The sequence below is a fragment of the Bradyrhizobium sp. LB14.3 genome, assembly GCF_040547985.1.
Lineage (GTDB): Bacteria > Pseudomonadota > Alphaproteobacteria > Rhizobiales > Xanthobacteraceae > Bradyrhizobium.
In genome coordinates this window covers 25387-38065 of record NZ_JBEPQT010000028.1, presented here as the reverse complement: position 1 = coordinate 38065, position 12679 = coordinate 25387, and the positions used below count along the sequence as shown (strand labels likewise).

The window sequence follows — 12679 nt, the reverse complement described above, 5'->3', positions numbered from 1 at the left end:
CGTACTTTAACGCATGTTGCGCGCCGATTAAAACCATTCAACGCGCTCCAAGCATGCGACATTATCGGAAACATGCGAGCAGCATCCGTCGAAAGTAGGAACGACGCATTTGCACCGCGGCATTTTTTCGCCGATTCCATCTCCGCTCTTGCATAGCTGCAACACTTGCCGCGCGTTCGAGAGTGAATCGGAACGTTGGTGGCGTTCATCGCTTGTATTTCACATCGCACCGGCTCAAGATCATTTTCGAAAACAATACCCGGCATGTGAACCGGCTGAGGGGCAGGCCATATGGACGAGCTGATCGGACGGCTGGCGACAATCGCCAGCATAGATAGTGCTGACGCTGAAAAGACGATCGGCATTATCCTGGGCTTCCTCCGCAACGAGGGGCCTTCCGACAGTGTCCAGACCCTAATCGATCATATCCCCGGTGCGGAGGCCGCAATCGAGGCGTCCAGGAGCGGCGGCGGACTGTCGCGGCTGATGGGCGGCGGCCTGATGGCCGTCGGCACGCGCCTGATGGGCCTGGGACTTGGCATGTCCGAGATTCAGAACGTCGCCCGTGAACTTTTTCGCTTCGGCCGAGACAAAATCGGAGCGGATCAGATGGGCAAGATCATCGCGGGGACACCGGGCCTCAGCCAGTTCGCCTGAAGCTTGCGCATTTCATATCGAGTATCATGACATATCCGATCTCCGAGATTGAGGGCCTGTCGACCTTTGCCGCCAACAAGTTGAAGGCGCAAGGTATCCGCACAACCGACGCGCTGCTCGAAGCGGCCTCAACCGTGAAGGGCCGCAAGGCGCTCTCCGCCAAGACCGGCATCAGCGAGCAGCTGCTGTTGGAATGGGCCAACGTCTCCGACTACATGCGTATCCCCGGCATGGGCAGGGCCAAGGTCGGACTGGTCCGCGCCGCCGGCGTCACCACCGTGCGCGAGCTCTCCTATCGGAATCCGGCAAGGCTCGCCCAGAGCATGCGCGATGCCAACGAAAAGAAAAAGCTGCTCCGCATCCTTCCTTCCGAGAAGTCGGTCGGCGACATCATCGCCAAGGCGAAGAAGCTGCCGCCGAAGATTTCGTATTGATGGTAGCTCCGTCATCCCCGCGCAACCGCGAAGCGGTTGTCGGTTGAGGTGCGAGGCACGGGACGCGACGCGTCCTGTGGAGAGCCTTGAAGGATGAACGGCCACCGCTGCCACCACTCGGAGAGCGTCGGGCCGTCGCCCTTCGAGGGCCGCTGAAGAAGCGGCCAGCTCAGAATGGTGATAGAGTGGCACGTATTTGCGCTCCCCTCCCTTCTTGACTCCCCCTTCCCGACCGCGCAAAGCGACGCGCATGAATGCCTCGCTTTCCCCATCCGTCCCGGCGGCCGGTTCAGTCGGGCCTGACGTGCTGCGGACGCTTCTCGAGCGGCCGATCCCGGCGGTGATGGGCGTGCTCAACATCACCCCGGATTCCTTCTCCGACGGCGGCGAATTCATCGCGCCCGAGCAGGCAATCGCGCGGGCGCGGGCCATGATCGAGGCAGGCGTCGACATCATCGATATCGGTGCCGAGTCCACCCGACCCTACAAGGGTGCCCGGCCGGTCACGGCGGAAGACGAACTGGTACGGCTCAAGCCGGTGCTGGCAGGCGTCGTGTCGCTCGGCGTGCCGGTCTCGATCGACAGCATGAAGGCGGAGGTGGTGGCGTTCGCGCTCGCTCAGGGCGCTGCGATCGCCAACGACGTCTGGGGCCTGCAACGCGACGCCGGCATGGCGCCGCTGGTGGCCGCCAAAGGCGTCCCCGTCATCGTCATGCACAACCGCGACAGCGTCGTTCCCGCTATCGACATCATCGCGGACATGACCGTGTTCTTTCAGCGCTCGCTCGACATCGCCGCACAAGCCGGCATCGCCCGCGACAAGATCGTGCTCGATCCCGGCATCGGCTTCGGCAAGACGGCCGAGCAGAGCATGACCGCGCTGGCGCGGTTGCGTGAGTTCGACATGTTCGGCCTGCCGGTCCTGGTCGGCGCGTCGCGCAAGCGCTTCATCGCTTCGGTGTCGCCGTCGGAGCCGAAAGAGCGGCTCGCCGGCTCGATCGCCGCGCATCTGATCGCCGCGCAGCGCGGCGCAAAAATCATCCGGACCCATGATGTCGCCGAGACCTTGCAGGCCCTGCGAGTGGCGCATGCAATCGAGAGCAAGCCATGACCGATACGATCTTCGTAACCGGCCTGTCGATCCATGCCCGTCACGGCGTGATGGAGCACGAGACCGAGGTCGGCCAGCGTTTTGTCATCGACCTCGAGCTTTATACGGACCTGTCGGAGCCTTCGCGCAGCGACCGGCTAGCCGACACCGTGTCCTACGCCGACGTCGTGGCGACCACGACGGCCGCGTTCAAGAACACCAATTACAAGCTGCTGGAGCGCGCGGCCGGCGCGGTGGCCGACGCCATCCTGTCGCACTTTCCGCGCATCCGTGCGGTCAAGATTACCGTGCACAAGCCGCATGCGCCGATCGCCGCGATCTTCGACGACGTCGGCATCATGCTGACGCGCTCGCGGCAGCCCTGACATGGCAAGCGTGCTGATCGCACTCGGCGGCAATGTCGGCAATGTCCGCGCGACGTTCCAAAAGGCGATCGCCCATATCTGCGGCATGGCGCAAGCTGCGATGATCGCGCGCTCGTCGGACTATTCGACGCCGCCTTGGGGCGACGAAGACCAGGATCCATTCATCAACGCCTGCGTCGAGATCGAGACCGATCTCGATCCGCACGCGCTGCTGTTCGTAATGCAGAAGGTCGAGCAGAAATTCGGCCGCACGCGCGACAAGGAGCGGCGCTGGGGCCCGCGCACGCTTGATCTCGACATGATCGCCTATGACGATGTGTCGTTTCAGAAGCCCGATTTGACGTTGCCGCATCCGCGCCTGTTCGTGCGCGCCTTCGTGCTGGTGCCGCTGGCCGAGATTGCGCCCGACCGCGTGATCGCCGGCATTCGTGTGCGCGACGGGCTAGCCAGCGTCTCGGCGCAAGGCATTGAGCGGCTTCCGGATACCGGTTAACCAAAAACAACCGTTTGCAGGGACGGCCGGCCGTGGCAATTTCGCCCGCGCACAACAAGATTTCCGGGAGCCCTTGGCCGTATGACCTCCGTGACTGACGACCTGCCGCTGGCGGCGGATTTTCCCAAGGCGACCGTCGAAGACTGGCGCAAGCTGGTCGATGGCGTGCTGAAGGGCGCGCCGTTCGAAAAGCTGGTCGGCAAGACCTATGACGGTGTCAGGATCGAACCGCTCTATCCGCGCGCCAAAGGCGTTGCGCCCGTGGTGGGGCGGCTGGCGGCGGCGCCCTGGCAGATCATGCAGCGGATCGACCATCCCGATGCAAGTGCGGCGAATGCGCAAGCTCTGACCGATCTCGAAAATGGCGCGACGGGGCTTGCACTGGTGTTCGCCGGCGGCAATGGCGCCCACGGGTTCGGGCTGGAACCGACCGCAGACGCAGTCGCAAAGATCTTGAAGGACGTCCATCTCGATGCCGGCATCGGCCTCGAGCTTGAGATCGGTCCGCAATCGCGGATGGCGGCGATCCATCTCGCGGAATATGTGAAGGGCAACGGCATCGATCCCGGTGCCTGCGACATCCGCTTCGGGCTCGACCCGCTCGCGGCGGGCGCGGTGTGGGGCCACAACCCTTATAGCTGGGAGGAGATCGTTCCTGCCGTGACCGGCGGCATCAAGGGCCTCGTCGCGCTCGGCTTCAAGGGGCCGTTTGCTTCGGCCGACGGACGCGTGATCCACGATGCCGGCGGCTCCGAGGCGCAGGAGCTCGCCTTTGTGCTCGCCTGCGGTGTCGCCTATTTGCGCGCGATTGAAGGCACCGGCGTTCCGCTGGAGCAGGCGCAGGGCATGGTCTATGCGCGGCTTGCGGCGGATGCAGACCAGTTCCTCACCATGGCAAAATTCCGCGCGCTGCGGCTGCTCTGGGCGCGCATTGAGACGGCGTGCGGGCTGACGCCAAGGCCATTGTTCGTCGCCGCCGATACCGCTTGGCGCATGCTGACGCAGCGCGATCCCGATGTGAACATACTACGCGCGACCATGGCGACGTTTGCGGCGGGACTCGCCGGCGCCAACGCAATCACCGTGCTGCCGCACACGCTGGCGCTGGGTCTGCCCGATCCGTTCGCGCGGCGCGTGGCCCGCAACACGCAAGCCGTGCTGCTGGAAGAAAGCAACCTCGCCAGGGTCAGCGATCCGGCGGCGGGCGCAGGCGGCATCGAGACGCTGACGGCGCAGCTCTGCGACGCGGCCTGGGCACTGTTCCAGGAGAGCGAGAAAGCCGGCGGCGCTTTTGCCGCTCTTCAGCAAGGCGTGTTCCAGGGCAAGGTCGCGGCCGCGCGAAAAGCGCGTGAGGCCAGCATCGCAAATCGCCGCGACGTGTTGACCGGCGCCAGCGAGTTCCCGAACCTGCATGAGCGCGAGACGGCGGTGCTGAACGGGACGCCGGTCGCGCTCGCGCCCTACGGCGAGCAAAAATACAAGTTCGACGCGCTGTCGCCGATCCGGCTGGCGGAACCGTTCGAGGCGCTGCGCGACAAATCGGACGCGGCGTTGAAGGCGCGCGGCGCGCGCCCAAAAGTGTTTTTGGCCAATCTCGGCACGCCCGCCGATTTCACGGCGCGGGCGACCTTTGCCAAAAGCTTGTTCGAGACCGGCGGCATTCAGGCCGTCGACAGCGAGGGCTTTGCCGATCCATCCCAGTTAGCTGTCGCGTTCAAGGCCTCCGGCGCCGAGTTCGCCTGCCTTTGTTCCAGTGACAAGGTTTATGCGGAACATGCCGAAGCAACGGCGAAGGCCCTGCAAACCGCAGGTAGCAGACTTATCTATCTGGCAGGCCGCCCGACGGATACCGAGGCGGCGCTGCGTGCCGCCGGCGTCACGGGCTTCGTCTTCGCCGGTGGCGATGCGCTTGCGACATTGCAGGACGCCTATCGACGGATGGAGCAGCCATGACGGAAGCAGGCAAACCCGTTCTCACCGGCGGCTGCCAATGCGGCGCGGTCCGCTTTGCATTGACGGAAGCACCTTACAAGGTTTCGATCTGTCACTGCCGGATGTGCCAGAAGGCGAGCGGCGCGCCGTTCGCCTCGTTCGCCGACATCAACCGGACGGATTTTTCCTGGACCAAGGGGAAGCCGTCGTTCTTCCGCTCCTCCTCCATCGCCGACCGCGGCTATTGCGCCGCCTGCGGCACGCCGCTGAGTTTTGGCCGCATCGACGGCGACCGGATCGAGATCATGACCGGCGCCTTCGACCGCCCCGACCAGATCGTGCCGACGCGGCAGTTCGGCACCGAATCCCGCCTGGGCTGGGTGGTCGGCATCTCCAATTTGCCGAGCCAGACCACGCAGCAGAATTACGGACCGGAGAAGATGGCGACCATCGTGAGCCATCAGCATCCGGACCATGATTGAGCGCCTATGATATGGTTGAAACCATGAGCCGCATTCCGAACTTCGCAGACATCGCCTTCGAGCGGACCACAAGCGCCGCGCCATCAGGCAGCGCCGAGCCCTGGCTGACGCCCGAGGGCATTCTGGTGAAACCCGCCTATGGCGAGGCCGATCTCGCCGGGCTTGATTTCCTCGATACCTATCCGGGCATCGCGCCCTATCTGCGCGGCCCTTACCCGACCATGTATGTCAACCAGCCCTGGACCGTCAGGCAATATGCCGGCTTCTCCACGGCGGAGGATTCCAACGCATTCTACCGCCGCAACCTCGCAGCCGGACAGAAGGGCCTCTCGGTCGCCTTCGATCTCGCCACCCATCGCGGCTATGACAGCGACCATCCGCGCGTCGGCGGCGACGTCGGCATGGCCGGCGTTGCGATCGATTCCATTTACGACATGCGCACGCTGTTTGCGGGAATTCCGCTCGACCAGATGAGCGTGTCCATGACCATGAACGGCGCGGTGCTGCCGATCCTCGCGCTCTATGTCGCCGCCGCGGGCGAACAGGGCGTGGCGCCGGAAAAGCTCTCAGGGACAATTCAGAACGACATTCTGAAAGAGTTCATGGTGCGCAACACCTATATCTATCCGCCCGCGCCTTCGATGCGGATCATCTCGGACATTTTTGCATACACCTCGCAGAAAATGCCGAAATACAATTCGATCTCGATCTCCGGTTATCACATGCAGGAGGCCGGCGCGACGCAGGACCTCGAGCTCGCCTATACGCTGGCCGACGGCGTCGAATATCTTCGCGCCGGCCTGGCGGCGGGCCTCGACGTCGACCGCTTCGCGCCGCGGCTGTCGTTCTTCTGGGCGACCGGCATGAACTTCTTCATGGAAGTCGCCAAGATGCGCGCCGCGCGGCTGCTCTGGGCGAAGCTGCTCAAGCCGTTCAATCCGAAAGACCCGCGTTCGCTCTCGCTGCGCACGCATTGCCAGACATCGGGTTGGTCCCTGACCGCGCAGGATGTCTTCAACAACGTGATGCGCACCACCGTGGAGGCGATGGCGGCGACGCAGGGCCATACCCAGTCGCTGCACACCAACGCACTCGACGAGGCGCTGGCGCTGCCGACCGATTTCTCCGCGCGCATTGCCCGCAACACCCAGCTCTTCCTCCAGCAGGAGAGCGGCACCACCCGCATCATCGATCCCTGGGGCGGTTCGTATTATGTCGAGCGCCTCACGCGTGATCTCGCCGCCAAGGCGTGGGGCCATATCCAGGAGGTCGAGGAACTCGGCGGCATGGCGAAAGCCATCGAGGCCGGCGTGCCGAAACTGCGCATCGAGGAGGCTTCGGCCAAGACCCAGGCCCGGATCGATGCCGGCAAGCAGGCCGTGATCGGCGTCAACAAGTACAAGCCGACGGACGAAGCCCCGATCGACATTCTCAAGGTCGACAACACCAATGTCCGCCGGCTCCAGATCGACAAGCTGACGCGGCTGAAATCCGAACGCGACCAGAAGGACGTCGACGCCGCCCTCGCAGCACTCACGCGCTCGGCCGGCGAAGGCAACGGCAATCTGCTCGCGCTCGCCATCGACGCCGCGCGCGCGAAGGCGACCGTCGGCGAGATTTCGGACGCAATGGAAAAGGTGTTCGGCCGGCACCGCGCCGAGATCAAGTCGATCACCGGCGTCTACAAGCGGGAGGCGTCCAGCATGGGTAACCGGGTCGAGAAGGTTCAGGCGCTGATCGACGCCTTCGAGGAAGCCGAAGGCCGCCGCCCACGCATCCTGGTCGCAAAAATCGGCCAGGACGGTCACGACCGCGGCCAGAAGGTGATCGCGTCGGCCTTCGCCGACATCGGCTTCGACGTCGACATCGGGCCGCTGTTTGCGACCGCCGACGAAGCCGCACGGCAGGCAGTCGAGAACGACGTGCACATTCTCGGCGTCTCCTCCCTCGCCGCCGCCCACCTCACGGCGGTACCGGAATTGAAGGCCGCGCTGAAGAAGCAGGGCCGCGACGACATCATGATCATCGTCGGCGGCGTGGTGCCGCCACAGGATTACGACGCGCTCTATGCGGCCGGCGCCGAAGCGATCTTCCCGCCGGGCACGGTGATCGCGGACGCGGCCGAGGAGCTGATCCGCAAGCTGAACGCCCGGCTCGGGCATAGCGAGGCGGCGGAGTGAACTCCGAACCGGAGGGTGAGCAGCCATGGCACTCGTTTGAGTCTATCGAGCGCTACGAGTCTCTGTTTCCCTTGCTGCCTGATTTTGTTGCGCACTACACAATAGGCGGCAAACGTCTTCCACGGATAGGCCTAGCAGGCCGACTGGACCTTCAATTTCGAAGAATTCTTCTAGCCGCGCTTTTAGCCGGCCGGATGCAGATCGGTCTTTCTTACGCAGAGAAGCGCTACGCGAAAGATGCACTGGAGACTCGTTGGTTAGGGCTGACCGAGCGAATTGACCGCCTCTATGGCGAAGGTCAAAAGTATCTAAACCAGTATCTTTCGCTCGGAAAAGAGCAAGTCAAGGACGCGGATGATACCAGCCAAGACAATCTGTCTTGGCAATTCTTTTTTCGAACAATGGGTTCGCTCGACGCATCGAAGCGCCTGTCGGAACTTGGCTATCTTTGCGAAGTGGCTACGATCTTGCGATCAGCGTTGGAGCAGTTTGCCTTTTGCGCAAAGCTCTTGTCTCTAAAAGAATCGGAAGACGTGAAAGCGATACGCCCGATTCACTGCCTGAATCACTTCAAGAAATTTGTGCCCGCGAGCGGCCAACTATATGGGGTACTATCAAAATATACTCATTTTGAATTCGATCATCATACCCACTTCTTCACTTACTCATCCACGGAGATCAATACCATACAGCGAGGAGCGGTTCTGCGGGCATACGCCACGCAACTGCTCTTCCTCACGATGGCTTGCGTGGGCAAGTACATTTTGGTTGCCTCTTCAACTCAATTCAAAGAGGTCCCCAGGCCGGTCAGCGAAATTCAAACCTTTCTTACCGCAGTCGATTCATTCTCCAACGAGGTCTGCGAGATTTTGCCCCTCGATGAAGTGCTAGCTAAGATGGATATCCTGCTTCAGGACATTCTTCGCAAACAGCCATAGGAACTCACAACGAATCGGTATCGCTTCATGCTCTTTTCTCTCGGTATTCCGCGAACGATAGCATCGTTAATTCTCATCCAGTTAGGTATAAGCCTTAGCTGGGCCGCCAACCCAAGCCTGACGCCGTCATCAAAAACAAGAGCATCGAGGCGCGCGTCTTCCTCGACGACAAGATCAAGGCTGCCCCGACGCTGGCGGCGGATTGTCTCGCTGAGGGCAAAAAGTGGCTCGCCAAGAACGCGGCTGAAGCTGCCGCCTCGCGCAAAGAGGATCCGCAGTTCTTCAAGGACGGCGGCTGGGACTTTGAGCGCAAATGTGCGATCCGCTCCGTCGTCGCCGAGCGCTATGTCAGCATTCTCCGCAACGACTACATGGATACCCACGGCGCCCATCCCAATTCGGACGTGAACACGATCCTGTGGGATAAGGCAGAGAACAAGCGCATCTCGATCCGCCCGTTCTTCACCGAGACCGCCGACAGCGGCCCAACCATGAAGGCGATGGTAAAGGCCGTGATCGCCTCGCTGAAGTTCGAGAAGAAGAAGCGCGATACTAGCGAGACCACGACCGATGAATGGTTCAAAAGCGTGGAGCCGAGCCTGCTCAAGATCGGCGCTGTGACGCTCGCGCCTTCGACCGATGCGGGCAAGAGTTCCGGGCTCACCTTCCACTACCCGCCCTATGCAGTCGGACCCTACGCCGAGGGCGAATATGTCGCATTCGCGCCGTGGGAAACGCTGAAGCCTTATCTCACCGCGGAAGGCACCCGCATGTTCGGCGGCGCGCGCCCGAAGGCTGACGCGGAAGAGCCGCAGTGACCATCGTTTGAGCAGCGCCGCATTGCTCACAACGCGCTGGTAGCGCTACCTTGCAGCGGCGCTGCAAAGCCGACTAGAATGCCGCCATTGACAAGAGCGCCCGGTATCACGGGCGCCGCTGGGAGGCATTCATGTCCAAGATTACGCGCCGCACCTTTGCGGCCTCAACTGCCGCGGTCGCGGCATCCGCCGCTTTCGGCCTCACTCCCGCATTTGCGCAAGCCTACCCGGCGCGGCCCGTCACCGTGATCGTGCCCTGGGGCGCGGGCGGCGGCACCGACGCGACTGCGCGGATTGTCGCAGCCCTTCTGGAAAAGGATCTCGGCCAACCCTTCAACGTCGTCAATCGCACCGGCGGGTCCGGCGTCGTCGGCCATACCGCGATCGCGACCGCGCAGCCCGATGGCTACACCATCGGCATGCTCACGGTCGAAATCTCGATGATGCACTGGCAGGGGCTGACCGAGCTGGCGCCGAAGAGCTACACCCCGCTGGCGCTGATGAACGAGGACCCGCCGGGTATCCAGGTCTCCTCCTCCTCGCCCTACAAGACGGTGAAGGAGCTCGCCGAGGCGATCAAGGCGGCCCCTCCCGGCAAGTTCAAGGCCTCGGGCACCGGCCAGGGCGGCATCTGGCATCTCGCGCTGGTCGGCTGGATGCAGGCAATGGGCCTGCCCGCCAACCAGGTCGCCTGGGTGCCGTCGAACGGTGCCGCGCCCGCAATGCAGGATCTCGCCGCCGGCGGCCTCGACCTCACCACTTGCTCGGTGCCGGAAGCCCGCGCCATCATCGAGGCCGGCAAGGCCAGGAGCCTTGCCATCATGGCGCCGGCGCGCAATCCGATCTTCAAGGACGTGCCGACGCTGAAGGAGGCGATGGGCATCGACTACGCGACCGGCGCCTGGCGCGGGATCGGCGCGCCAAAGAACCTGCCGCCGGAGATCGCGACGAAGCTCACCGCCGCGCTGAAAAAGGTTTATGATTCCGCCGAGTTCAAGGACTTCATGAGCAATCGCGGCTTCGGCACGGTGTGGGGCGATGCCGGCCAGTTCGGCAGCTTCATGGACAAGGGCGACGCCCAGATGGGCGAGGCGATGAAGGCGGCGGGTCTGAGCAAGGCGTGATCCGGCATCCGGCACCGGGATGATGCCGGGATTGCACGCGCTGATCGCCTCTTCCCGCGCGCGGGAAGAGGGAGAACATCTTTCATAGGACTCCTCCCATGCGTCTTCCCGACTCGGTCACGGGATCGTTTCTCGTCGTGCTCGGCGCAGCCTCTGCCTATGGCGGCTGGCTGCTGCCGCCGGTGCCGGGGCAGCCGGTCGGCCCCAACGTGTTTCCGCTCGTGATCGGCATCGGCCTTGCGCTGTGCGGGCTCGCGATCGTGTTCGGCATCGGTCACACCTTCGAGGAGGAGGAAGAGCTGATCCCGCTCGAGGACGGCCAAGCCGCCGCCGCAGCGCCGCCGCAGGGCAAGTTCTACAGCCTGCGCGCGCTGCTGCCGCCGGCGCTGCTGCTGTTCTACGTGGTCGCGGCCGACCGGCTCGGCTTCATCATCACCGCGGCGATCATGGTCTATGTCACCTCGACCGCGTTAGGGGCGAAGTGGAAGCTGGCGCTGCCGCTCGCCGCGCTGTCGCCCTTCGCCATCCATCTCATCTTCGGCAAGCTGCTGCGCGTGCCGCTTCCCGCCGGCCTGCTGCCGACGCCCTGGTGATCCCATGCTGAAAACCCTGATTGAAGCGTTCGCACTGATCTCCACCTGGGAGGTCATCATCGCGATGTTCGCAGCCTCCGTGTACGGGCTCGTGATCGGCTCGCTGCCGGGCCTGTCGGCGACGATGGCAACCGCCCTGCTCGTCCCCGTCACCTTCTATCTCTCGCCGATCGCGGCGATCGCGACCATCGTCGCAGCGTCCTCGATGGCGATCTTCTCCGGCGATATCCCGGGTGCGCTGCTGCGCATCCCCGGCACGCCAGCCTCCGCCGCCTATGCGGACGAGGCTTACGCTATGACCCGCAAGGGGCAGGCCGAGCTGGCGCTCGGGGCCGGCGTCTGGTTCTCGGCCGTCGGCGGCATCGCCGGCGTGCTGTCGCTGATGATCCTGGCGCCGCCACTGGCCGAGATCGCGCTGTCGTTCTCGACCTTCGAATATTTCTGGCTGGCGTTGCTCGGCCTGATGTGCGCGACGCTGGTGGCGCGCTCCTCGCCGGTCAAGGCGATCGCGGGCATGTTCCTCGGCCTGCTGGTTTCCTGCATCGGCATCGAAAATCCCGGCGGCGTGCCGCGCTTCACTTTCGGCCTCACGGACCTGTTCGGCGGCATCGAGCCGATCCCGGCACTGGTCGGCGTGTTCGCGGTGGCGCAGGTGATGCGCGCGATGCTGACGCCGGAGCCGCCGCCGCTGCCGCGGCGCAAATTCGGAAGCATCATGGCCGGCCAGTGGATGCTGACGAAGAAGTATCATTGGCAAATGACGCGCGGAAACATCGTCGGCATCATCATCGGCGTACTGCCCGGCGCCGGCGCCGACATGGCCGCCTGGGTCTCCTATGCGATGTCCAAGCGCTTCTCCAAGGAGCCGGAAAAATTCGGCACCGGCCATGTCGAAGGCCTGGTCGAGGCCGGCGCCAGCAACAACGCCAGCATCGCCTCGGGCTGGGTGCCCTCGCTGCTGTTCGGCATTCCCGGCGACACCATCGCCGCGATCGCGATCGGCGTGCTCTACATGAAGGGGCTCAATCCCGGGCCGACGCTGTTCACCGAGAAAGCGTCGAGCATGTACGCGATCTACCTGATGTTCATCATCGCGAACATTTTGATGATCCCGCTGGGCATCGCCATGATCCGGATCGCCGCCTACATCCTGCTGGCACCGCGCTCCGCAATCATGCCGATCATCATGCTGTGCTGCGCTGTCGGCTCGTTCGCGATCGGCAACAACATGTTCGGCGTCGTCACCGTCGCCGCCTTCGGCATCATCGGTTATGTGATGGAGGCCAACGGCTATCCCGTCGCCGCGATGGTGCTCGGCATCGTCATGGGCACCATGGTCGAGCAGGCTTTCGTGACCTCGCTGATCAAGTCCGACGGCAGCATCCTGCCGTTCTTCGAGCGCCCCGTCGCCGCCATCCTCGCCGCCATGGCGATCGGGGCGCTGCTGTGGCCGGTGATGGTCTGGGCGTGGCGGAAGCTGAAACCGGTACGGACGGAAGTGGCGGCGACATCCCGGTGATATCGGGCGAGCAACCCTCGCCTGCCCCGCGCG

General features: G+C 63.7%; 13 protein-coding genes. All 13 read left to right on the top strand.

The window, feature by feature from the left end:
- The first annotated feature begins 291 nt into the window (after window positions 1-291).
- The 13 genes from ABIB00_RS32500 to ABIB00_RS32440 all read left to right on the top strand — a co-directional run bounded on the left by ABIB00_RS32500 (window position 292) and on the right by ABIB00_RS32440 (window position 12646).
- The gene (locus ABIB00_RS32500) at window positions 292-657 is read left to right on the top strand and encodes a DUF2267 domain-containing protein (RefSeq protein ID WP_247349904.1); all 366 of its coding nucleotides are present in this window, start codon (window positions 292-294) and stop codon (window positions 655-657) included.
- 26 nt (window positions 658-683) lie between these two features.
- Complete coding sequence (locus tag ABIB00_RS32495) at window positions 684-1091, top strand: DUF4332 domain-containing protein (protein WP_211394090.1); 408 nt, start codon at window positions 684-686, stop codon at window positions 1089-1091.
- A 250-nt stretch (window positions 1092-1341) separates the two neighbouring features.
- Window positions 1342-2202, top strand: a complete 861-nt coding sequence (gene folP / locus ABIB00_RS32490; RefSeq protein WP_354107167.1) for a dihydropteroate synthase — start codon at window positions 1342-1344, stop codon at window positions 2200-2202.
- Window positions 2199-2567 carry a dihydroneopterin aldolase gene (gene folB, locus ABIB00_RS32485; RefSeq protein WP_247349902.1) on the top strand — a complete coding sequence of 123 codons (369 nt, stop codon included), beginning with the start codon at window positions 2199-2201 and terminating at the stop codon, window positions 2565-2567. Before folP ends, folB begins: the two co-directional genes overlap by 4 nt.
- Window position 2568: 1 nt before the next feature.
- Complete coding sequence (gene folK, locus ABIB00_RS32480; protein WP_354107166.1) at window positions 2569-3060, top strand: 2-amino-4-hydroxy-6-hydroxymethyldihydropteridine diphosphokinase; 492 nt, start codon at window positions 2569-2571, stop codon at window positions 3058-3060.
- 81 nt (window positions 3061-3141) lie between these two features.
- The gene (locus ABIB00_RS32475; RefSeq protein ID WP_354107165.1) at window positions 3142-5013 is read left to right on the top strand and encodes a methylmalonyl-CoA mutase family protein; all 1872 of its coding nucleotides are present in this window, start codon (window positions 3142-3144) and stop codon (window positions 5011-5013) included.
- Window positions 5010-5474, top strand: a complete 465-nt coding sequence (locus ABIB00_RS32470; protein WP_354107164.1) for a GFA family protein — start codon at window positions 5010-5012, stop codon at window positions 5472-5474. Before ABIB00_RS32475 ends, ABIB00_RS32470 begins: the two co-directional genes overlap by 4 nt.
- A gap of 23 nt (window positions 5475-5497) precedes the next feature.
- On the top strand, window positions 5498-7654 hold the full coding sequence (gene scpA, locus ABIB00_RS32465; RefSeq protein WP_354047332.1) for a methylmalonyl-CoA mutase: 2157 nt from the start codon (window positions 5498-5500) through the stop codon (window positions 7652-7654).
- A complete protein-coding gene (locus ABIB00_RS32460) occupies window positions 7651-8592 on the top strand; it encodes a hypothetical protein (protein ID WP_354107163.1) in 942 nt (313 codons plus the stop codon). Before scpA ends, ABIB00_RS32460 begins: the two co-directional genes overlap by 4 nt.
- A 98-nt stretch (window positions 8593-8690) precedes the next feature.
- A complete protein-coding gene (locus ABIB00_RS32455) occupies window positions 8691-9410 on the top strand; it encodes an RsiV family protein (protein WP_502917920.1) in 720 nt (239 codons plus the stop codon).
- A gap of 131 nt (window positions 9411-9541) precedes the next feature.
- Window positions 9542-10534, top strand: coding sequence for a tripartite tricarboxylate transporter substrate binding protein (locus ABIB00_RS32450; protein ID WP_247447780.1), 993 nt, complete (start codon window positions 9542-9544; stop codon window positions 10532-10534).
- Window positions 10535-10632: 98 nt separating this feature from the next.
- Entirely contained in the window at window positions 10633-11127 is a 495-nt protein-coding gene (locus ABIB00_RS32445) for a tripartite tricarboxylate transporter TctB family protein (protein ID WP_247349896.1), read from the top strand.
- A gap of 4 nt (window positions 11128-11131) precedes the next feature.
- Window positions 11132-12646: a tripartite tricarboxylate transporter permease gene (locus ABIB00_RS32440; RefSeq protein ID WP_354107162.1), complete on the top strand. Its 1515-nt coding sequence runs from the start codon at window positions 11132-11134 to the stop codon at window positions 12644-12646.
- Window positions 12647-12679 lie beyond the last annotated feature (33 nt).